At 71.4% G+C, this 21,487-nt stretch carries 19 protein-coding genes and 1 other RNA gene; 16 read left to right on the forward strand and 4 right to left on the reverse strand.

Going from position 1 to position 21,487, the window contains the following annotated elements; genetic code table 11:
• The first annotated feature begins 65 nt into the window (after nucleotides 1-65).
• The 12 genes from ribH (at nucleotide 66) to M3M27_RS04330 (ending at nucleotide 13,452) form a co-directional block, all read left to right on the forward strand.
• On the forward strand, nucleotides 66-530 hold the full coding sequence (gene ribH, locus M3M27_RS04275) for a 6,7-dimethyl-8-ribityllumazine synthase (protein WP_434027272.1): 465 nt from the start codon (nucleotides 66-68) through the stop codon (nucleotides 528-530).
• Entirely contained in the window at nucleotides 527-1,003 is a 477-nt protein-coding gene (gene nusB, locus M3M27_RS04280) for a transcription antitermination factor NusB (RefSeq protein WP_140719762.1), read from the forward strand. Before ribH ends, nusB begins: the two co-directional genes overlap by 4 nt.
• A gap of 86 nt (nucleotides 1,004-1,089) precedes the next feature.
• Complete coding sequence (thiL, locus tag M3M27_RS04285) at nucleotides 1,090-2,064, forward strand: thiamine-phosphate kinase (RefSeq protein WP_434027273.1); 975 nt, start codon at nucleotides 1,090-1,092, stop codon at nucleotides 2,062-2,064.
• Between the two features lie 238 nt (nucleotides 2,065-2,302).
• On the forward strand, nucleotides 2,303-3,883 hold the full coding sequence (locus M3M27_RS04290; protein ID WP_434027274.1) for a CocE/NonD family hydrolase: 1,581 nt from the start codon (nucleotides 2,303-2,305) through the stop codon (nucleotides 3,881-3,883).
• 151 nt (nucleotides 3,884-4,034) lie between these two features.
• Nucleotides 4,035-4,739, forward strand: coding sequence for a TorF family putative porin (locus tag M3M27_RS04295; RefSeq protein WP_434027275.1), 705 nt, complete (start codon nucleotides 4,035-4,037; stop codon nucleotides 4,737-4,739).
• Between the two features lie 12 nt (nucleotides 4,740-4,751).
• The gene (locus M3M27_RS04300) at nucleotides 4,752-4,844 is read left to right on the forward strand and encodes a potassium-transporting ATPase subunit F (protein ID WP_140719755.1); all 93 of its coding nucleotides are present in this window, start codon (nucleotides 4,752-4,754) and stop codon (nucleotides 4,842-4,844) included.
• A 10-nt stretch (nucleotides 4,845-4,854) separates the two neighbouring features.
• Nucleotides 4,855-6,639 carry a potassium-transporting ATPase subunit KdpA gene (gene kdpA, locus M3M27_RS04305; RefSeq protein WP_434027276.1) on the forward strand — a complete coding sequence of 595 codons (1,785 nt, stop codon included), beginning with the start codon at nucleotides 4,855-4,857 and terminating at the stop codon, nucleotides 6,637-6,639.
• A 10-nt stretch (nucleotides 6,640-6,649) separates the two neighbouring features.
• Nucleotides 6,650-8,698 carry a potassium-transporting ATPase subunit KdpB gene (gene kdpB, locus M3M27_RS04310; RefSeq protein ID WP_434027277.1) on the forward strand — a complete coding sequence of 683 codons (2,049 nt, stop codon included), beginning with the start codon at nucleotides 6,650-6,652 and terminating at the stop codon, nucleotides 8,696-8,698.
• A 10-nt stretch (nucleotides 8,699-8,708) separates the two neighbouring features.
• Entirely contained in the window at nucleotides 8,709-9,314 is a 606-nt protein-coding gene (gene kdpC / locus M3M27_RS04315) for a potassium-transporting ATPase subunit KdpC (RefSeq protein WP_434027278.1), read from the forward strand.
• A 172-nt stretch (nucleotides 9,315-9,486) separates the two neighbouring features.
• Nucleotides 9,487-12,147 carry a DUF4118 domain-containing protein gene (locus M3M27_RS04320; protein ID WP_434027280.1) on the forward strand — a complete coding sequence of 887 codons (2,661 nt, stop codon included), beginning with the start codon at nucleotides 9,487-9,489 and terminating at the stop codon, nucleotides 12,145-12,147.
• On the forward strand, nucleotides 12,137-12,865 hold the full coding sequence (locus M3M27_RS04325; RefSeq protein ID WP_140719744.1) for a response regulator: 729 nt from the start codon (nucleotides 12,137-12,139) through the stop codon (nucleotides 12,863-12,865). Before M3M27_RS04320 ends, M3M27_RS04325 begins: the two co-directional genes overlap by 11 nt.
• Before the next feature lie 122 nt (nucleotides 12,866-12,987).
• Nucleotides 12,988-13,452, forward strand: a complete 465-nt coding sequence (locus tag M3M27_RS04330) for a hypothetical protein (protein WP_434027281.1) — start codon at nucleotides 12,988-12,990, stop codon at nucleotides 13,450-13,452.
• 122 nt (nucleotides 13,453-13,574) lie between these two features.
• Here M3M27_RS04330 and M3M27_RS04335 read toward each other — a convergent pair whose 3' ends face one another.
• From M3M27_RS04335 to M3M27_RS04345, 3 genes are read right to left on the reverse strand one after another with little or no spacing between them, the layout of a single operon-like run.
• On the reverse strand, nucleotides 13,575-14,954 hold the full coding sequence (locus M3M27_RS04335; RefSeq protein ID WP_140719743.1) for an FAD-binding oxidoreductase: 1,380 nt from the start codon (nucleotides 14,952-14,954) through the stop codon (nucleotides 13,575-13,577).
• A 44-nt stretch (nucleotides 14,955-14,998) separates the two neighbouring features.
• Entirely contained in the window at nucleotides 14,999-15,364 is a 366-nt protein-coding gene (locus tag M3M27_RS04340; RefSeq protein WP_140719740.1) for a YraN family protein, read from the reverse strand.
• A gap of 2 nt (nucleotides 15,365-15,366) precedes the next feature.
• Entirely contained in the window at nucleotides 15,367-17,097 is a 1,731-nt protein-coding gene (locus M3M27_RS04345; protein ID WP_434027282.1) for a penicillin-binding protein activator, read from the reverse strand.
• Between the two features lie 71 nt (nucleotides 17,098-17,168).
• Here M3M27_RS04345 and rsmI point away from each other — a divergent pair, with 71 nt between their 5' ends.
• The 3 genes from rsmI to rnpB all read left to right on the forward strand — a co-directional run bounded on the left by rsmI (nucleotide 17,169) and on the right by rnpB (nucleotide 19,597).
• Nucleotides 17,169-17,996, forward strand: a complete 828-nt coding sequence (gene rsmI / locus M3M27_RS04350; protein ID WP_140719736.1) for a 16S rRNA (cytidine(1402)-2'-O)-methyltransferase — start codon at nucleotides 17,169-17,171, stop codon at nucleotides 17,994-17,996.
• Nucleotides 17,980-19,191 (forward strand): chromate efflux transporter, encoded by a 1,212-nt coding sequence (gene chrA / locus M3M27_RS04355; RefSeq protein WP_140719734.1) that lies wholly within the window; start codon nucleotides 17,980-17,982, stop codon nucleotides 19,189-19,191. The genes rsmI and chrA overlap by 17 nt, the downstream gene beginning before the upstream one ends.
• Before the next feature lie 56 nt (nucleotides 19,192-19,247).
• Nucleotides 19,248-19,597, forward strand: an RNA gene (rnpB, locus tag M3M27_RS04360) — RNase P RNA component class A.
• A 359-nt stretch (nucleotides 19,598-19,956) separates the two neighbouring features.
• Here the strand turns inward: rnpB and M3M27_RS04365 are convergent.
• Nucleotides 19,957-20,712 carry an NRDE family protein gene (locus M3M27_RS04365; protein ID WP_434027283.1) on the reverse strand — a complete coding sequence of 252 codons (756 nt, stop codon included), beginning with the start codon at nucleotides 20,710-20,712 and terminating at the stop codon, nucleotides 19,957-19,959.
• A gap of 369 nt (nucleotides 20,713-21,081) precedes the next feature.
• Here M3M27_RS04365 and M3M27_RS04370 point away from each other — a divergent pair, with 369 nt between their 5' ends.
• Complete coding sequence (locus tag M3M27_RS04370; protein ID WP_434027952.1) at nucleotides 21,082-21,483, forward strand: division/cell wall cluster transcriptional repressor MraZ; 402 nt, start codon at nucleotides 21,082-21,084, stop codon at nucleotides 21,481-21,483.
• The last annotated feature ends 4 nt before the right edge of the window (nucleotides 21,484-21,487 follow it).

Here is a 21,487-nt window from a genome sequence, read left to right on the forward strand (position 1 = left end):
GTCCCGAGTCCCGAGTCCCGAGTCCCCGCTGTTAAACTGACCCACCTTTTGGATCCCCGCCCCGCATGAGCCACTACGAAGGCGACCTCCGCCCCACCAGCGCGCGCTTCGCGATCATCGCCAGCCGCTGGAACGCCCGCATCACCGACGTGCTGGTCGCCGGTGCCCGCCAGAGCCTGGCCGGCAACGGCATTCCCGACGGCGCGGTGGACGTCGTGCGCGTGCCCGGCGCCTGGGAGATCCCGATGGCCGCCAATCGCGTGGCCCAGGGCGGCCAGCACGCGGCGATCATCGCGCTGGGCTGCGTGATCCGCGGCGACACCCGCCACTACGAGCACGTCGCCGACCTGTGCGCGGAGGGCCTGATGAGCGTGCAACTGCAGACCGGCGTGCCGGTGCTGAACGGCGTGCTCGCGGTCGAGCGCGTCGAGGATGCCGAGGCGCGCGCCGGCGGCAGCCACGGCAACAAGGGCGAGGAGGCCGCGATCGCGGCGCTGGAGATGGTCAACCTGCTGGAGCAACTGCCATGAACAAGCCCGGCGGCCATCACAGGCACGTCCGCCGCGACGGCATCGACCCGGTGCTGCGTTCGCGCGCGCGCCGCCGCGCATTGCAGGCGGTCTACGCCTGGCAGATTTCCGGCGGCAACGCCAAGCAGGTGATCGCGCAGTTCGCCCACGAGCAGGCGCACGAAGTGGCCGACCTGGGCTATTTCGAGAACCTGGTCGAGGGCGTGCTGGCGCATCACGCCGAGCTGGACGAGGCGCTGGCGCCGTACCTGGACCGCAGCGTGGCCGAGGTCGACGCGATCGAGCGCGCGGTGCTGCGCCTAGCCGCCTACGAGCTGCTGTATCGCCAGGACGTGCCGTATCGCGTCGTGATCAACGAGGCGATCGAGACCGCCAAGCGCTTCGGTTCCGAGCACGGCCACACCTACGTCAACGGCGTGCTGGACCGCGCCGCGCTGGTCTGGCGCAAGGTCGAGTCGGGCGGCGGCGCGTAGCGCCGGCGCGGGATTCGGGATCGGGGATTCGCAAAAGCGCCCCTGCTTCTCACGAATCTCCGATCCCGAATCCCCAATCCCGCCTTATGCACGAATTCGCCCTGATCGACCATCTCCGTGCCCGCAGCCGCGGGCGCGGCGATATCGCGCTCGGCATCGGCGACGACGCCGCGCTGCTGCGGGTGCCGCCGGGCGAGGAACTGGTGGTGACGATGGACACGCTCAACGACGGCGTGCATTTCCCGCCGGAGAGCGCGCCATTCGACATCGGCTGGAAGACGCTGGCGGTGAACCTGTCCGACCTGGCCGCGATGGGCGCGCAGCCGGCCTGGTGCACGTTGTCGCTGTCGTTGCCGCAGGTGGACGCGCGTTGGCTGGACGGCTTCGCCGAAGGTTTCTTCGCGCTGGCCGATCGCCATGGCGTCGCGCTGATTGGCGGCGATACCACGCGCGGGCCGCTGTCGCTGTCGGTCACGGCGATGGGGCGGGTGGCGGCCGGCAGCGCGTTGCGCCGCGATGCGGCGCGGGCCGGCGACGATATCTGGGTGACCGGTTCGCTCGGCGATGCGGCGGCCGCCCTGAGGCTTTGGCAGGCCGGCACGCTGGCGGTGGCCGGCGCGGCCGATGCGGCGATCGAGCCGTTGCGGCAGCGCCTGCAGCGGCCGGCGCCGCGGGTGCAGGCCGGGTTGCGGCTGGTGGGCCTGGCGCATGCGGCGATCGACGTATCCGATGGCCTGCTGGCCGATCTCGGCCATGTCTGCGCGCGCAGCCGGGTCGGCGGGCAGGTGTACCTGGAGGCCCTCCCCGCATCCGCGGCGTTGCGCGCTGCGTTCGAGGGCGATGAGCGGTACGCGCTGCAGTGCGCGGGCGGCGACGATTACGAATTGTGCTTCACGGCGCCGCGCCAGCATCGCGACGCGGTGGAGCAGGCGATGCTGTTCGCGGACGTGCCGGTGGCGCGGGTCGGGCGGATCGTCGAGGGGGAGGGGGTGGTGGTGTTGGATCCGGCGGGGCGGGCTTGGGTGCCGCCGAGGACCGGATACCAGCACTTCGCGGGATAGCGGAGGACCTGCCCGAGCGCGTCGTGGGCGTTCGCGCAGCATCACCTTCTTGTCGTCCCCGCGCAAGGCGGGGACCCAGGGACTTCCAAACGATGTCCCCGATCCGCGGCTCCCCAGCTTGGCTGTAACCATACTTGATGGTACGGTCTGGCCGCTGGCTCCCCCGCCGGGTTCCACCTTGTCGTGCCTTCCGCCGGTCCATCCCGGTCCGGCGGGTTTACCTGGGAGGAGCCGTTACATGAGCAGGATCGTCGCCCGCTGGCTCGCGCTGGTCGCGTTGCTGGCCTTTTCCGCCGCTGCGTCCGCGGCCGGTTTCAGCAAGACCTATCAACGCATACCGGGCTGGGACGGCACCCCCCTCGGCGCCCTGGTGCTGGTGCCGCAAGGGCAGGGCGACGGACCCTTCCCGCTGGTGGTGATGCCGGCCAGTTGGTCGCTGCCGAACCTGGAATACCTCGGCCGCGCGACCCAGCTCGCCGGCAGCGGCTACGTGGTGGTCAGCTACACCTCGCGCGGGTTCTGGGATTCGGCCGGGCTGATCGACATCGCCGGCGCGCCGACCGTGGAGGACGTCAGCGCGGTGATCGACTGGGCGCTGGCGAACACCCCGGCCGACCCGGATGCGATCGGCGCCTCCGGCATCTCCTACGGCGCCGGCACCAGCCTGCTCGCGGCCGCGCGCGACCCGCGTATCAAGGTGGTCGCCGCGCTGAGCGGCTGGGCCGACCTGGAAGCCTCGCTGTACGCGAACCGGACCGTCAGCCAGCAGGGCGTGGCGCTGCTGGTCGCGGCCGGCGCGCTGACCGGCCGCCCCGGCCCGGAGCTGGCGCAGATCACCGCAAAGGTCGCGCTCGGCGACTACGACGGCGCGGTGCAAGGCTTCCTGCCGCGGGCCGCCAGCCGCGGGGTGGTGCACGAGGCCGACGCGCTCAACCGCAACGGGACCGCGGTGCTGCTGGCCAATGCGTTCAACGACGGGTTGTTCCCGCCCAACCAGTACGTCGACTTCTACCAGCGCCTGCACGGGCCCAAGCAGTTGCTGCTCAGCCAGGGCGACCACGCCACCGCCGAGCTGCCCGGTGCGCTGGGCCTGCCGAACGCGGTCTACGACGCGGCGGTGCGCTGGTTCGACCGCTACCTCAAGGGCGCCGCGAACGGGGTCGAGGACGAACCGGCGGTGCGGCTGGCGACGCTGGACGGGCAGTGGCTCGACTACCCGGACTGGAGCGCGGTGCAGGCCGCGCCCACGACCTACGGGCTGGACAAGCCGGCCGGGCTGCTGCTGCCGACCGGGCGTTTGCTGGCCGGCGACGCCACCGGCTGGTCGCACCGCATCGTCACCGCGGTGCCGACCGTGGCCGACTCGGGCGTGGTGCTGGTCAGCGGACTGCTGCAGGGCCTGGGCCAGCCGGCGGTCGCCTCGATCCCGCTGGTCGCGCGCGCCGGCGCCGGGGTGTGGATGGGTCCGGTGTATTCCAGCGAGCACACGCTGGCCGGATCGCCGACGCTGCGGATCACGGTGACGCCGAGCCAGCCGGACGTGTCGCTTTTCGCTTACCTCTACAGCGTCGATGCGCTGGGGGTCGGCCAACTGCTCAGCCACAAGCCCTACAGCCTGCGCGGGGCGACGCCGGGCGCGGCGCGGACCGTGAACATCGTGCTGGAGGCGAGCGCGGCCAGGATCGCGGCCGGCCGCCGGCTGGTGTTGGTCGTCGACACCCTCGACCCGCGTTATGCCGACGCGACCACCGCCGGCGGTACGGTCACGTTCGGCTCGCCGACGGCGGCGCCATCGCGGCTGAGCGTGCCGCTGCACTGAGCCGGTGACGGCGGCGCCGGTCAGGCGCCGCCGTCCGATCGAAGTTACGCAGAATTTATGGTCTCTCGCAGCGTCCGCCATGGAGACTTTATGGGGGACAGGAACAGACTGGCTGCATCGGCGGAGGGGTTCCGCCCATGGATCGTGTTTCATGAAATTGCAGTCTGGTCTTCCGTCGTGCCTGCCGGGTGCGATGTTCCTGGGCCTGTGCATGGCGATGCCGTCCGCGCAGGCCGTTACGTTCGGCGGCAGCGCCGCGTTCACCAGCGACTATGTCTGGCGCGGCTCCAGCCAGAACCAGGGCAACGCCGCGGTGCAGGGCGGGTTGAAGGCTTCGGCCGACAACGGCCTCTATGGTTCGCTGTGGGGCTCGTCGGTCGATTTCGGCGATGCGGTCGGCGCCAGTACCGAAATGGACTTCGTCGCCGGCTGGAGCGGCAGCCTGGCGCCGGACTGGGCGCTGGACGTCAACTTCACCCGCTACCAGTACCCGGGCAGCAAGGCCGACCTCGACTGGAACGAGGTCGGCGCCACCGTGACCTGGAAGCGGAATTACTGGCTGCAGCTGGGCGTGTCCGACGATGCGCTCGCCAGCGGCCGCGCCGGCAGCTACGCGCAGATCGGTGCGCGCCTGCCGGTGAACGATGCGCTGCGCTTCGAAGCGCTGGCGGGGCATTACTGGCTCGACAGCGCCTATGCCGACGACTACACGCACGGGCAGGTCAGCGCGGTATGGGCCTTCGCCCGGCCGTGCGAGCTACGCGTGAGTGGCCATTTCACCGATGACGCCGCGCGCCGCCTGTTCCCCGGGCAGGCCGGCTCGCGGCTGGAAGTCGCACTGCAAGCGTCCTTTTGACAGGAGAGAGCAATGAGCGGCTGGCTTTCGTTCGTCTGCGGTGTCGCCGTGCTGGTCGCGGCGGCCTACCTGCTGTACGTGGTCCTGCGCCCGGAAGAGTTCTGAGGACGCCGACATGACCGAAACCTTTCTCGTCTACGCGCTGGCGATCGTGCTGGCATGGCCGCTCGGCCGCTACCTGGCGGCCGTGATGCGCGGTGCGCCGATGCGCGGCGACGCGCTGTTCGGCTGGGTCGAGCGGCCGCTGTACGCGCTGCTCGGCGTGCGGCCGCGGCACGGCATGTCCTGGCGCGGCTACGTGCGCGCGTTCCTGGCCAGCAACCTGGTGGTGGGGCTGCTGGTCTGGGCGGTGTTCATGACCCAGGCCTGGCTGCCGTTCAATCCGGACGGCATCGCCAACCTGCGCTGGGATACCGCGCTGCACACGATGGTGTCGTTCCTGACCAACACCAACCAGCAGCATTACTCCGGGCAGGCGCAGCTGTCGTACCTGTCGCAGATGACCGGCATCGTGGGTTTGCAGGTGGCCACGCCGATGATGGGCCTGGCGCTGGTGGTGGCGACGTTGCGGGCTTTGTTCGGTGGGCGGGCGGTCGCGCGTCCGGCCGATGCCCTGCCGGCACCGGCCGCGACCGGGCCGTACGATCGGGATGCGGCCATGCTGCGCCAGGAACGGTCGCGCGATGTCGCCGGGGAAGGCCGCGCGGATGCGGTCGATGTCGGCAACTACTGGGCCGACGTGATCCGCCCGAGCGTGCGCTTCCTGCTGCCGCTGTGCCTGCTCTGGACGCTGCTGCTGGGCTGGCAGGGCGTTCCCTCGACGCTGCACGGCGCCGCCGTCGCGCATCCGCTGGATGCGAGTGCCGGGATGGCCGAGCAGAAGATTCCGGTGGGCCCGGTCGCGGCGATGGTCGCGGTCAAGCAGCTGGGCACGAACGGCGGCGGCTGGTACGGGCCCAACAGCACGGTGGCGCTGGAGAACCCGACGCCGCTGGCGAACCTGCTGGAGACGCTGGCGCTGGTGCTGATCCCGGTCTCGGTGGTGTTCATGGTCGGCTTCTTCACCGGGCGCAAGCGGCTGGCCGCGCTGGTGTTCGGCACGATGCTGCTGATGTCGGCGGCCTCCACCTCGCTGCTGCTGTGGTCCGAGGCGCATTCGGCCAGTGCCGCCTCGGCGGCGCTGATGGAAGGCAAGGAGGTGCGCATCGGCGCCGACGCGTCCGCGCTGTGGGCGGCGTTGACCACGCAGACGTCCAACGGCTCGGTCAACGCGATGCACGATTCGCTCGCGCCGCTGAGCGGGCTGGTGACGCTGGTGGACATGCTGATCAACGCGATCTGGGGCGGCATCGGCTGCGGCCTGCAGCAGTTCATCGTCTACCTGATGCTGGGCGTGTTCCTGGCCGGGCTGATGACCGGGCGCACGCCGGAGCTGTTCGGGCGCAAGATCGAGGCGCGCGAAGTGCAACTGCTGGCGCTGCTGATCCTGCTGCAGCCGCTGGTGCTGCTGGGGCTGACCGCGTTGGCGCTGGCGCTGCCGCAGTTCACCGGCAACTCCAATCCGGGCTTCCACGGCATCAGCCAGGTGTTCTACGAGTACACCTCGGCCTTCGCCAACAACGGTTCCGGCTTCGAGGGACTGGGCGACGGCACCTACTGGTGGAACCTGAGCTGCGCATTGGTGCTGGCGCTGGGCCGCTATCCGGCGCTGGTCGTGCCGCTGGTCGTCGCCGCGCGCCTGGCCGCCAAGCGCCGCGCGCCGGAATCGGCCGGCAGCCTGCAGATCGAAACCCCGACTTTCGCGCTGACGCTGGTCGCGGTGATCGTGGTCCTCACCGTGCTGCAGTTCATGCCGGCGCTGGTGCTGGGACCGATCGCCGAACACCTGGCAATGCACTGAGGATCACCCCATGAATGCTCCTGTTTCCACGGAAAAGCGCATCCGCACGCAGCCGCGCCTGTTCGATGGCGCGGCGCTCGCCGCGGCCAGCCGCGATGCCTTCCTCAAGCTCTCCCCGCGCCACCTGCTGCGCAGCCCGGTGATGGCGGTGGTGATGGCCGGCACGCTGCTGGCCGCGTTGATCGCCGCCACCGGCCAGGCTTCGCCAGGCTTCGCCTGGGCGGTCACCGCGATCCTGTTCGTCACCGTGCTGTTCGGCAACTTCGCCGAGGCGATCGCCGAAGCGCGCGGGCGCGGCCAGGCCGCCTCGTTGCGGCGCGCGCGCAAGGACCTGGTCGCCCGCCGCCTCGGCGGCGAGCACGACGCGCGCGAGACCCGCGTGCCGGCGGCCGAGCTGCGCCCGGGCGACTACGTGGTCGTGTCCGAGGGCGAGTTCATCCCGGCCGACGGCGAGATCGTGCGCGGCCTGGCGACCATCAACGAGGCCGCCGTGACCGGCGAATCCGCGCCGGTGCTGCGCGAGGCCGGCACCGATCGCAGCGGCGTGATCGGCGGCACCCGCGTGCTGTCCGACGAGATCGTGTTCAAGGTCACCGCCGAGCCGGGGCAGAGCTTCCTCGACCGCATGATCGCGCTGGTCGAGGGCGCCAACCGCCAGAAGACGCCCAACGAGATCGCGCTGACGCTGCTGCTGGCGGCGATGACGCTGACCTTCCTGATCGTGGTGGCGACGCTGCCGGCGATCGCCGGCTTCGTCGGCGTCAAGCTCGATCCGCTGCTGCTGATCGCGCTGCTGGTGTGCCTGATCCCGACCACCATCGGCGGCCTGCTGCCGGCGATCGGCATCGCCGGCATGAACCGCGCGCTGGCCGCCAACGTGCTGGCCAAGTCCGGCAAGGCGGTGGAAGTGGCCGGCGACGTGGACGTGCTGCTGCTCGACAAGACCGGCACCATCACCCACGGCGACCGCCAGGCCACCGCGTTCCATCCGCTGGCCGGGATCGACCGCGGCCAGTTGCGCGACGCCGCGATGCTGGCCTCGCTGGCCGACCCGACCCCGGAAGGCAAGTCGATCGTGAAGCTGGCGCGCGAACAGGGCGCGGCGATGCGGGAGCCGGACGACGCGCATTTCATCGCCTTCACCGCGCAGACGCGCATGTCCGGCGTGGACGTGGACGGCCGCAGCATCCGCAAGGGCGCCGGCGACGCGATCGCCGCCTGGGTGCAGGCGCAAGGCGGCGTGGCGTCGCCGGAACTGGCCGGCCGCATCGAGCAGGTCGCGCGCGGCGGCGCCACGCCGCTGGTGGTGGCCGAAGGCAAGCACGTGCTCGGCGTGGTCGAGCTGAGCGACGTGGTCAAGCACGGCATCAAGGAGAAGTTCGCGCAGTTGCGCGCGATGGGCATCAAGACGGTGATGATCACCGGCGACAACCCGCTCACCGCCGCCGCCATCGCCGCCGAGGCCGGCGTCGACGACTACATCGCGCAGGCGCGCCCGGAGGACAAGCTGGCGCGCATCCGCAGCGAGCAGGCCGGCGGCCGGCTGGTGGCGATGGTCGGCGACGGCACCAACGACGCGCCGGCGCTGGCGCAGGCCGACGTCGGCCTGGCGATGAACTCCGGCACGCAGGCGGCCAAGGAGGCCGGCAACATGGTCGACCTGGATTCGGACCCGGCCAAGCTGCTGGCGGTGGTGGAAGTGGGCAAGCAGCAGCTGATCACCCGCGGCGCGCTGACCACCTTCTCGCTGGCCAACGACGTGTCCAAGTACTTCGCGATCCTGCCGGCGCTGTTCGCCGCGGCGATTCCCTCGATGGCGGCGCTGAACGTGATGCAGCTGTCGAGCCCGCGCAACGCGGTGCTGGCGGCGCTGGTGTTCAACGCGCTGATCATCCCCGCACTGATCCCGCTCGCCCTGCGCGGCGTGCGCTTCCGTCCGGCCGGGGCGACCGCGCTGTTGCGCCGGAACATGCTGGTCTACGGCGTCGGCGGCGTGCTGCTGCCGTTCGCCGGCATCAAACTGATCGACATGGCGCTGGCCGCGCTGGTCGGCGCCTGAGGAGAATCCCATGCCTGTTTCCGATGTTTCTTCCGGTTCCCGGCCGCTGCGCGACCCGGGCGCCTGGCGTGCCTCGCTGGCGATGGCACTGGTCATACTGCTCGGCTTCGGCCTGGCGTATTCGCTGGTCGCCACGGGCATCGCCGGGGCTGCGTTCCCGCGGCAGGCCACCGGTTCGCTGATCGAGCGCGATGGCCGGGTGGTCGGCTCGGCGCTGGTGGCGCAGCCGTTCGCCGACGCCAAGTATTTCCAGCCTAGGCCCTCGGCCGCCAAGTACGACCCGATGTCCGCGGCCGGCAGCAACCAGGCGCGTTCCAATCCCGAACTGGTCCAGCGCATCGCCGATACTCGCAAGGCCGTGGCCGCGCGCGACGGCGTCGCCGAGGCCGAGGTCGCGACGGACCTGCTGACCCAGTCCGGCAGCGGCCTGGACCCGCACATCTCGGTGGCCGCCGCGCGCCAGCAGGTAGCGAGGGTGGCGCGGGCGCGCGGCTGGCCCGAGGCGCGCGTGCGCGCGCTGCTCGACGCACAGGCCGAGCAGCGCCAGTTCGGTGTGCTCGGCCAGCCGCGGGTCAACGTGCTGGCGCTGAACCTGGCGCTGGACGCGGTACGGTGAGTCCCTTTCCCTCACCCCCGCCCCCTCTCCCGCATGCGGGAGAGGGGAGATGCCCAGCGCCTCTCCCGCGGGCAGGAGGGGAGAGGTGCTCATTCCTTCTCCCGCTTGCGGGAGAAGGTGCCCGCAGGGCGGATGAGGGCAGCCTCTCCAGCGTTCGGCGACAATCCATCTCATGACCGATGCCCGCACCCAACAGGCCGATGCGCTGATCGGCGAACTGCAACGCGAACGCGGCGGCCGGCTGACCGTGTTCCTCGGCGCGGCGCCGGGCGTGGGCAAGACCTACGCGATGCTGTCGCGCGCGCGCGAGCGCATGCGCCAGGGCGTGGACGTGGTGGCCGGGATCGTCGAGACCCATGGCCGCGCCGAGACCGCCGCGCTGCTCGAAGGGCTGGCGCTGCTGCCGCGCAAGCGCGTGAGCTACCAGGGGCGCACGCTCGAGGAACTGGACCTCGACGCCCTGCTCGCGCGCAAGCCGCAGCTGGCCCTGGTCGACGAACTGGCCCACCGCAACGTGCCGGGCAGCCGCCACGAGCGGCGCTGGCAGGACGTGGACGAACTGCTCGACGCCGGCATCGACGTCTACACCACGGTCAACATCCAGCACCTGGAGAGCCTCAACGACCTGGTCCATCGCATCACCGGCGTGCGCGTGTCCGAGACCGTGCCGGACGCGGTGTTCGACCGCCTGCGCGACATCGTGCTGGTCGACCTGCCGCCGCGCGAGCTGATCGAGCGCCTGCAGCAGGGCAAGGTCTACCTGCCCGAACAGGCGGCGCAGGCGTTGCAGGCGTTCTTCTCGCCGTCGAACCTGGCGGCGCTGCGCGAACTGGCGATGCAGACCGCCGCCGACCGCGTCGACAGCGACCTGCGCGATGCCCAGGCCGCGCGCGGCCTGCCCGGCACCGCGGCGCTGCGCCGCCGCGTGCTGGTGGCGATCGACGGGCGAGGCGGTTCCGAGTACCTGGTGCGGGTGGCGCGCCGCCTGTCCGAGCGCCGCGACGCGCCTTGGACCGTGGTGACCGTGCAGACGCGCACCGTCGCCGAGGACGACTGGCAGCTGGAGATCGACCGCGCGTTCGCGCTGGCGCGCCGGCTCGGCGGCGACACCGCGCTACTGCACGGCACCGGCATCGCCGATGCGCTGCTGGACTTCGCCGCGCAGAACGGCGTGTCCACGCTGGTGCTCGGGCGCACCCACGAACGGCCGTTGGCGCGGATGTTCAACCGTACCTTGACCCAGCAGCTGCTGCAGCGCGGCGCGCACTACGAACTGGTGATCGTCAGTTCCGCCGATGCGCGCGCGCGCGCGCGCCGGCGCTGGCGGCGCCCGGGGCAATGGCTGCGCCGCTACGACCTGGCCTATGCCGCGCTCGCCGCGGCCGGTGCGGTCGGCGTGGCCTGGCTGCTGCAGCGCTGGACCGACATCGACGACCTGTCGATGGTGTTCATCGTCGCGGTGGTGCTGGTGGCCGCGCGCACGCGCATGGCGGCGGCGGTGCTGGCGGCCTTGCTGAGCTTCGTCGCCTACAACTTCTTCTTCATCGAGCCGCGCTTCACCCTCAACATCAGCGCGCGCCAGGGCGTGGTCACGGTATGCCTGTTCCTGATCGCCGCACTGGTCGCCGGCCGCCTGGCCTCGCGCCTGCGCGGCCAGGTGCTGGCGCTGCGCGCGGCCAACGCGCACGCCAATGCACTGCAGGCGCTGGGCCGCCGGCTCGGCGCCGCGGCCGACCTGGGGCAGGTGCTGGATGCCGGCCGGCGCGCCTTGTCCAGCGCGCTTGGCGCCGAGGCCTGGCTGCGGCTGGAGCAGCGCGAGAGCGACCCCGGCGCCGGATTGGCCGCGCTGGACCGCGATGCCGCGGATTGGGCGCAGCGCCACGGCCAGCCGGCCGGGCGCTATACCGATACGCTGGCCGGGGCGAGCTGGTGGTGCCTGCCGGTGCGCGCCGAGCAGGGCACGCTGGGCGTGGCCGCGCTGCGCTTCGACGCGCGCCAGGCGCGCCCGACCCTGGAGCAGCGCCGCCTGGCCGAAGCCATGGTCGAGGACATCGGCCAGGCCGCATTGCGCACGCGCCTGGTCGCCGACCTGGAGAGCGCGCGCGTGACCGGCGAGACCGAGCGCCTGCGTTCGGCGTTGCTGTCGTCGGTCTCGCACGACCTGCGCTCGCCGCTGGCCTCGATGATCGGTTCGGCCAGCAGCCTGGCCAGCTACGGCGACCGCATGGACGCCGCCGACCGCCGCAGCCTGCTGGAAACCATCCAGCTGGAAGGCGAGCGCCTGGACCGCTACATCCAGAACCTGCTCGACATGACCCGGCTCGGCCACACCGGCCTGACCTTGAACCGCGACTGGATCGGCGTGGACGAACTGCTCGGCTCGGCGCGGCGGCGCCTGCAGCGCTACCAGCCGCAGGCCAGGGTCGAGCTGGCGCTGGCGCCCGGCCTGCCGCCGATCTGGGTGCATCCGGCACTGGTGGAGCAGGCGGTGTTCAACGTGCTGGAGAACGCCGCCAAGTTCTCCCCGCCGGACGAGGCGGTGACGATGAGCGCATCGCTGCACGACGGCGCGCTGCGCATCGACGTCGCCGACCGCGGCCCGGGCATACCCGAGGACGAGCGCGCGCGCATCTTCGACATGTTCTACAGCGTCGAGCGCGGCGACCGCGGCCGCCACGGCACCGGGCTCGGCCTGACCATCTGCCAGGGCATGATCGGCGCGCATGGCGGCAGCGTGGAGGCGCTGGCCGGCCCGGACGGGCGCGGCACCGTGATCCGCATTACCCTTCCGCTGTTGCAACCCGCCCCCTCCGCGCGTGCCGATGACGACTGACCCCGCCTCCGCGATTCCGGCCCCGCGCGTGCTCGTGGTCGACGACGAGCCGCAGATCCGCCGCTTCCTCGACATCAGCCTGCGCGCGCAGGGCTACCGCGTGCTGCAGGCCGCCACCGGCGAGGAAGGGCTGGCGACGCTGGCCGCACAGGGCGCGGAGCTGGTGGTGCTCGACATCGGCCTGCCCGACCGCGACGGCCACGAGGTGCTGCGCGCGATCCGCGAATGGTCGGCGGTGCCGGTGATCATGCTGACGGTGCGCGCCGGCGAGGCCGAGAAGGTGGCCGCGCTCGACGCCGGGGCCAACGACTACGTCACCAAGCCGTTCGGCGTGCAGGAACTGATGGCGCGCATCCGCGTGCTGCTGCGCCAGGCCGGCGCGGCGGCGGCGAGCATGGAGGAGGTGGTGTTCGACGACGGCCACCTGCACGTGCACCTGGGCTTGCGCGAGGTGGCGCTCGATGGCGAGCCGCTGGCGTTGAGCCGCAAGGAATACGCCTTGCTGGCGCTGTTGCTGCGCCATGCCGGCCGCGTGGTGACGCAGCCGCAACTGCTGCGCGAGCTGTGGGGACCGACCCACGAGGGCGATACGCACTACCTGCGCATCCTGGTCGGCAAGCTGCGCCAGAAGCTGCACGACGATGCCGCGGCGCCGCGCTACATCGTGACCGAGCCGGGGGTAGGGTTGCGCTTCATCGGGGTGCAGCGGGCGGGTTGAGGCGGTGCTTTTGTTGGCGTGAGGTTTGATGCGCCATGGGTGGTTGAGGTTGTAGCAATCCCTCCTCGTCGTCTCCGCGTAGGCACCTAGGCACCAGCGACTTTTCCGCCATCTATCTGCTCTTGTTGTTCGTCCTCAGCTATCTATCTACCGTCATCCCCGCGAAGGCGGGGATCCAGGGACGTTGCTTTGCCTTTTCTGTTTGGAGCAACAGCAAAAAGCTTTCGCCTTACGGCGAGTCACTTTTCTTTGCTTGTGCAAAGAAAAGTAACCAAAAGAAGCGCTTCACAGCAGCCGAATGGCTGATCAAGCACACCCCGCCTGCGCCCCCGCAGCCTTGCTGCGGGTTCGCGGGGCCGGCGGGATTTTTCGACGCGACATCCTGTCGCGGCGAAAAACGACGTGCATCCATGCACGTCGCCCTTCGGGGTTTTTCCCGCCGTCTCCGCCGCTACGGAGGGGCCCCCGGTAAGTCAAAGTCAAAGGCGGGAAGCCGAAGCAAAATCACGAGCAACGGCAACGGCAACGGCAACGGCAACAAGTACTCCTTGCTGCTTCATCCTGACCAGTCGGTCGATGCACCGTAGGAGCGGCTTCAGCCGCGAGGGCCTTTCATGCGGTCTCTCCGCAAAAGCCAACATCACGGTGCGGGAGCGCGACGAAGCAAGGCTTGCCGAGGCTCATGCCGCTCCTGCAAAGGCCGCGTTTGCTACGCCGGCAGCACTTTCCCCGGGTTGAGGATGCCGTCCGGGTCCAGCGCGGCCTTGATCGCGCGCATCGCCGCGAGCGTCTCGGGCGAGAACGCCTGCGCCATGTAGTCGCGCTTGGCCACGCCGATGCCGTGTTCGCCCGAGAGCGTGCCTTCCAGGGCCAGCACCAGCGCGAACACGCGCGGCAACGCGGCCTGCGCGCGCGCGGTTTCGGCGGCGTCGCCGTCGTCGTACATGATGTTGACGTGCAGGTTGCCGTTGCCGGCATGGCCGAACGCCACGATCGGCAGGTCGAACTCGGCGGCCAGCGCCTCCACGCCGGCCACCAGGTCGGGAATGCGCGACACCGGCACCACCACGTCCTCGTTGATCTTGCCCGGCTTGATCGTGCGCAGCGCCGGCGACAGCGCCTTGCGCGCCGCCCACAACCGGTCGCGCGCGGCACCGTCGGCGGCGACGTCGAGCGATACGAGGCCGTCGCCCTCGGCGGCATCGGCCAGCGCCTGCAGCGCATAGGGGAGCGTGTCGTGGTCGCCGTCGGCCTCGATCAGCAACATCGCCCCGGCGTCGGGCACGTCGCTGCCGTTGCGCCGCAGCAGCGCGATCGCGCTGCGGTCCATGAACTCCAGCATCGCCGGCGTCGCCGGCCGCGCCATGATCCGCGATACCGCGGCCGCCGCGCTGGCCGCGTCGCGGTAGAACGCGCGCAGCCCGGCCTGCGCCTGCGGGCGCGGCGCCAGCTTCAGCGTCGCCTCGACGATGATCGCGAGCGTGCCCTCGCTGCCGACGATCAGGTGGGCGAGGTCGTAGCCGGTCGCATCCTTGGTGTAGGCGCCGCCGCAGCGGATCACCTCGCCGGCGCCGGTCACCGCGACCAGTCCGAGCACGTTGTCGCGGGTCGCTCCGTACTTCACCGCGCGCGGTCCGCCCGCGTTCGTGGCGAGATTGCCGCCGATGCTGCACAGCGCCGCGCTCGACGGATCCGGCGGCCAGAACAGCCCGTGCGGCGCCAGTGCGTGCTGCAGCGCCTCGTTGAGCACGCCCGGCTCGACGATCGCACAGCGATCGGCCGGGCGCAGCGCGACGATCCGGTTCATGCGCGCCAGCGACAGCACGACGCCGCCGTCGAACGGCACCGATGCCGCGGTGGTCGCGGTCCCCGCGCCGCGCGCGATCAGCGGCACCTTGTGCGCGCGGCAGGCACGCACGACCGCGACCACCTCGTCGACCGTCCGGGGCAGGGCGACGGCGTCGGCCAGCGCCCAGCGCCGCGAATCGTCCTCGCCGTAGCGGCGGCGGCTGTCGGCGTCGGTGAGCCAGCCGTCGGGGCCGAGCCGTTGCGCCAGGGTTTGCTGCAGGTCGAAGGGAAGGTCGCGCATCGCCGCATTATCGCGCGGGCCCGGCCGCTCGGGCCGGATCCGGTTCAGACTTCGTCCGCGCGGAAGGCGTCGCGGATCCACTGCAACTGCGGCGGGTCGCCGTGCGCGTCGACCACGTCGAAACGGCAGGGGGCCTGCGCCAGCGCCGGATGCGAGGCGAGGAACATCTGCGCGGCCAGCGCCAGCTTGCGGCGCTTGCGCAGGTCCACCGAGGCCGCGCCGCCGCCGAACGCGGCATCGCGGCGATAGCGCACCTCGACGAACACGACGCTGTCGCCGTCGCGCATCACCAGGTCGAGTTCGCCGCCGCGGTAGCGCGCGTTGCCGGCCAGCGTGCGCAGGCCGGCGCGTTCCAGCAAGCGGCGCGCGGCCGCCTCGACCGCGTCGCCGCGCGCGCGCCGGTCGTCCACCCTCAGCGGTCGGACGACACCGGCGTCGGCACGCCGGACTGGAAGGTCGACCACGCCGGCGTGCGCATCACGTTGCCGAAGCCGTCCAGGTGCAGCGTGCCGGTGGCGCCGGCCAGGCCGCCGCCGGTGCCGGTGGCGAGCTTCTCCAGGTAGGCGGTGATCGTCCAGGCGTCGTAGCCGAACGCGAACAGGCGCGAGGCCGGCCCGCGCGCGGTCGGCAGCAGGTTGGCGGTGCTCGACGCCGACGGCAGGCCGGCCACGCCGCGCGCGCTCCAGGCCTCGGTCGGGAACACGATGCCGTCCAGCGACACGTCGTCCTCGGCCTTGCCGGTGCCGAGCATCAATTGCGAGGTGCCCACCCGGCTCTTGCCGGCGAACCCGGCCAGCGCGAGCTGCGGGGCCAGGGCGCGCGCGGTGTTGCCGCGCACGGCGAGGAACACCGCGTCGGCGGTGCCGTGGTTGCGCAGCTGCACGCCGATGTCGCCCGGCGCCTCGGCGACGCTGATCACGCCGGCCACCTGGCCGCCGCGCTCGGTGAAGCGCTGCCGGAACGCATCCACCGCGCGCCGGCCGTTGTCGTCGCTGCTGCCGATCACCAGCACGTTGCGGCGCTCGCGCGCGAGCAGGTATTCGGCGGCGATGATGCCGTCGTCCTCCGGCGCCAGCGAGAACCCGGCGCTGCCCGGCGGCGGGGCCTTGCCGTCGGCGGGACGGTTGAGCGCCAGCACCGGCACCTTCAGTTCCTGCCGCGCGAACAGCGCGCTGACCTCGTCGCGGCCGAGCGGGCCGACCACGAAATCGGCACCGGCATCGACGGCCCGGTCGTAGGCCGCCTTCGCGCCGGCCGCCGTGCCGGCGGTATCGAAGAAGTCGATCTCGGGGCGGCGCCGGTGCTCGGCGTAGTAGCCGGCGAGCAGGCCGTCGCGGACCGGCGCGGCGGCGGTGGCGAGATTGCCGGTCAACGGCAGCAGCACCGCCAGCTTGACCGGCGGCCGGTAGCCGTCGCGATCGGCGGGCGGGCGCTTGCTGGTGTCCAGCCCCCACTGCGCGTCGCGGTCGAACGGGCGCGGCAGCGGCAGGCCGCGGCTGATCAATGCGCGGCCGGCAAAGTTGTAGAGCGGGTCGCCGGCGGCCAGCGCGGCGGTGCGGCTGGCGAGGATGGTATCGTCGAGCGAGGCGAGCAGGCGGGCGATCGCGCGCTGGTTGTCGCTGCGCGCCGCGCCGCTCAACGCGATGTCGGCGCTGGCGCGGTCGCCGGCCGCGCCGAACGCGTCGCCGGTGGCCTCGCGGCCCTGCGCCCGCGCCAGGTGCCAGCGCGCCTGCAGGTCCTGCGGCAGGCCCTGCGAGGATTCGCCCAGCGCCGCCAGCGCCTGCGCCGGCTGCTTGTCGGCGATCGCCAGTTCCGCGTTCAGCAGGCCGAAGCGGGCCCGGGTCTCGCCGCCGAGATGGCGCGGGTTGACCTGCGGGATCAGGCTGCGCGCGCGCGCGTCGTCCTTGGCCTCGTGCCAGGCGAAGGCGGCATCGGCCAGCAATCGGCTGCGCTGTGCGCCGCTGGCGGTGGCGGCCTGCGCCTCGAGCTGTTGCGCGGCATCGCGCGGCTTGCCCTGGGCGAGCAAGGCAAGGGCGGCCGACTGCTCCGGCGTATTGGTCTGGGTGAGGCTGCCGGTGGCGCACCCGGCAGCCAGCAGCACGACGAGCGACAGGGCGGAAATCCTTGCGAAGCGCTGGTTCATTCTCAGGTCCATTCGGCGGACGTGCCGGTGAAAACGCTACGATTCTACCCTTGACCCCGGAATGCCCGCTGATGACCGTCCCTGGAATCCTGCACGTGGTTGCCACCCCGATCGGCAACCTTGCCGACCTGTCGCCGCGCGCCCAGGAGGTGCTGCGCGGCGTGGACGCGGTCTGCGCCGAGGACACCCGCCACAGCAAGCAGTTGCTGGCGCACTTCGGCATCGAGCGGCCGCTGCTGGCGCTGCACGAGCACAACGAGGACGCCATCGCGCAGAAGATCGTCGCGCGCCTGCTGGACGGGCAGGCGCTGGCGCTGGTGTCCGACGCCGGCACCCCGCTGGTCAGCGATCCGGGTTTCCGGCTGGTGCGCGCGGCGCGTGCGGCGGGCGTGAAGGTGAGCCCGGTGCCGGGGCCGAGCGCGGCGATCGCCGCGCTCAGCGTGGCCGGCCTGCCGAGCGACCGCTTCGCCTTCGAGGGCTTCCTGCCGGCCAAGGCATCGGCGCGGCGCGAGCGGCTGGCGCGCCTGGCCGGCGAGGCGCGCACGCTGGTGTTCTACGAATCCTCGCACCGCATCGCCGAGTCGCTGGCCGACCTGGGCGAGGCGTTCGGCACGGACCGTCCGGCGGTGGTCGCGCGCGAGCTGACCAAGCTGTTCGAGACCGTGCTCGACGGCACGCTGGGCGAACTGCGGGCGCGGGTCGAGGCCGATCCGGACCAGCGCAAGGGCGAGTTCGTGGTGATGGTGCAGGGAGCTGGCGAGGACGAATCGGCCAAGATCGCCGAGGGCCGCCGCGTCTACGCCTTGCTCAACGCGCACCTGCCCCCCTCGGCGGCCGCCAAGCTGGCCGCGGAGATCACCGGCGCGCCGCGCAAGGCGCTGTATGGGCAGCCGGGCTGAAGGACCGCCGCGCGCGCGCGGGCCGGGCGCCTGGGAGGTGTTCCGGGTGTTCCTGCGGCTGGGATTGACCAGCTTCGGCGGCCCGATCGCGCACCTGGGGTACTTCCGCGAGGAACTGGTGCTGCGCCGGCGCTGGCTGGACGAGCCGGCCTACGCCGGGCTGGTCGCGCTGTGCCAGTTCCTGCCGGGGCCGGCCAGCAGCCAGGTCGGGATGGCGATCGGGCTGTCCCGGGCCGGCCTGCGCGGAGCGCTGGCGGCGTGGTGCGGGTTCACGCTGCCGTCCGCCGTGGCCATGATCCTCATCGCGATCACCTTGCCGGCCTGGGATCCCGGCACCCTGGACGCACTGGTGCATGGACTGAAGCTGGTCGCCGTGGCCGTGGTGGCGCATGCGGTGTGGGGCATGGCCAGGGCGTTCTGCCGCGACTGGGCGCACGCGGCGCTGGCGTTGGCGGCCGCCGCGTGCGTGCTGGTCCGCGACCAGCCCTGGGTCCAGGTCGCGGTGATCGCGGCCGCCGGGCTGGTCGCGCAGGCCTGCTTCCGGCGGCCTGCGGGCGGCGGCGGGACGGCGCTGCCGCCCGCGCCGGTCTCGCGCGCCGGCGCCTTCGCGGCGCTGGCGCTGTTCTTCGTCCTGCTGGGGGTGCTGCCGCTGCTGGCGGCCTGGTGGCCCGGGGCGGCGATCGCGGACACGTTCTACCGCACCGGCGCGCTGGTGTTCGGCGGCGGCCACGTGGTCCTGCCGCTGTTGCAGTCGGGCACGGTCGGCGCGGGCTGGATCGGGCAGGACACGTTCCTGGCCGGCTACGGCGCGGCGCAGGCGATGCCCGGGCCGTTGTTCACGTTCGCTGCCTTCCTCGGCGCCGCGATGGCGGAAGGACCGGGCGGCTGGGCGGGCGGCGCGCTGTGCCTGGCGGCGATCTTCCTGCCGTCGTTGCTGCTGGTGCTGGGCGTGTTGCCGTTCTGGAACGCGCTCCAACAACGGCCGCGCATCCAGGCCGCGCTCGGCGGCATCAACGCCGCGGTGGTCGGCCTGCTCGCGGCGGCCCTGTACCGGCCGGCGTGGACCGGCTCGGTGCAAGGCGCCACGGACGTGCTGTGGGTGGCGTCCGGCATCGCCATGCTGGCCTGGTTCAAGTGGCCCGCCTGGCTGGTCGTGCTGGTGGTGGGCGGCGCGGGATTCCTGTCCGCGCGGTGATCGCGCGCGGCGCGCGGCGGGCGCGAACGGCCGCGGCATGCGACAATGCGCGCGGCGGAGTCGGCCAGGCAGTCGCGTCATCCGAAAGGATGCCGAGGAAAGTCCGGGCTCCACAGGGCAAGGTGCCAGGTAACGCCTGGGCGGCGCGAGCCGACGGAAAGTGCAACAGAAAGATACCGCCTACGTTCCTTCCGAGGAGCCGGCAAGGGTGAAATGGTGCGGTAAGAGCGCACCGCGAGTCCGGTAACGGACCGGCACGGCAAACCCCACCTGGAGCAAGACCAAATAGGGATCCGATGGCGTGGCCCGCGCCGGATCCGGGTAGGTTGCTCGAGCGTCGCGGTGACGCGGCGCCTAGAAGAATGACTGTCCACGACAGAACCCGGCTTATCGGCCGGCTTCGCCGCCTTTTCAGGCTTCGCCCGAAAAGGCGCCCAAGTTTTTGTACCGTCGATACGGCGGTACAAAAAACTTGGGTCCCGCTCCTTGGCTTTCCGAATCCCCGCGGCTGTCGCCGCGCCCCTTTACCAAAGGGGCTGCCTCCTCTTGAATCTATCCGTAAATCCCTTCTCCCTGTGGGAGAAGGTGCCCCGAAGGGGCGGATGAGGGGGGCGGGCGAAGCCTTGTGGGGTTTGAATGCCCTAGGAGCTTGGCCCGTACCCAACCCCCGCGTCGCGCCCCGGCCCACGCCAGCGGCGTGGGCGTTCCAATGCACGCGCGCCATGGCGCGCAATCGGTGCCTTCTCACCCCAGGAGGGAAAGGGCTCAGATATCCAGACGCGTCTCGCCCAGGAACACGCCGTCCGGGCCGAAGCGGCGTTCATGGATCCAGCCGCGGCCGTCGTGGCCGATCGCCAGGATCGTGCTGGCGCGGGTGCCGTAGTCGTGGCCACGGATGAACGCCGGCGACAGGCGCCGTTCCAGGTCCAGGCCGACGCCGGTGTCCGGCAAGGCATCGTCCGGGGCGATCGTTTCGTCGGCGAGGGCGGCCCATAGCGGGTCGAGCGACGTCTCGCCGGCGGCCTGCCAGTCCGACAGCCGCCCGGCCAGCCGGCGTGTCTTGGGCCAGGGGGCGTCGAGCCGGCCGTTGGACATGCCGTGGATGCCGGGCTCCAGAGGGCGGCAGGCGGCCGGGTGGTTGCCCAGGTAGTGGCAGCGCCCGGCATCGACCAGCAGCAGGTTGAACGGCGGGTACTCGGCGGCCCGGCCGCGCATCACCTCGGCATAGGCCGCCGCGTCCGCGCTGCCGGCCAGGTAATCGGCGATGAGCTGCCCGCGCGAAGGGCCCGAGGCGCTCGCCAGCGGATCGCGGACGTTGGTCACCACCGCGGCCCGGCCCTGCCGGTTCGCGCCCACCCAGCTGCCGCCGGAGCGCAGGTCGCGCCCCGCCAATACCCCTTCGTGGGGCGTCGGCCAGGCGTGCAGCGGGGCGGTCGGGCGCCCGTGGAACTCATCGCGGTTGCCTGCCATCAGCAGGCGCCAGCGAGGGTGGGATTGCCAGGAAAGGGCGACGAGGCACATGCCGGGATTGTGGCGCGTTGCGCAATCGGCGGCGATCCCGCGCGATCGAAATCCTGAATGGGAAGCGCCGCTTAACGGCACCTCCACGGGGCTGAATTTCGGTTCAATCTCAAAATCTGAGACGAAACAGCAACTTGTGGATAAGCCTTGAACAAGTCTCTAAAGATTGCTGCAAGCCATTGATGTGCATGGCGATTTGTCCGCCGAAAAGTTGTTGACAACCCATCGCCCGCTGCTAAGGTGGGCATACGAGGGAAAACCGGGTTTTTTGTGGGTTTTCGTGGTTCAATGACCATCCGGGCGGATATCTGAGGTAGCGACGGCGTGTTCCAGGGCGAGACGGCCATCACGGTGGACGACAAGGGGCGAATGGCGGTGCCGACCGCGTATCGCGACCTGGTCGCGCGCGTGAGCGGCAATCGCCTGGTGCTGACCTACAACCCGTTCGAGTCCGGCTGCCTCTGGCTGTATGCGGAAAAGGAATGGGAACGGGTCCGTGACGACGTCATGGCCAAGCCCAACACGCAGCGGGTCGTGCGGGTCCTCCAGCAGAAGCTGGTGGGCTCCTCGGCGGTGCTGGAACTGGACGCCAACGGTCGCATCAGCATCCCGTCGAGCCACCGCAGCGCGGTCGGCATCGAGAAGAAGGCGGTGCTGCTCGGCATGGGCGACAAGTTCGAACTCTGGAGCGAGCAGGCCCATCGCGCATTGATCCAGCAGACGCTGTCTGACGGGGATCTGGGCGATGGATTGCTCGACCTCAGGTTGTGAGCCG

Origin of the sequence: Xanthomonas boreopolis (assembly GCF_046529185.1) — a bacterium.
Taxonomy (GTDB): Bacteria; Pseudomonadota; Gammaproteobacteria; order Xanthomonadales; family Xanthomonadaceae; genus Pseudomonas_S; species Pseudomonas_S boreopolis.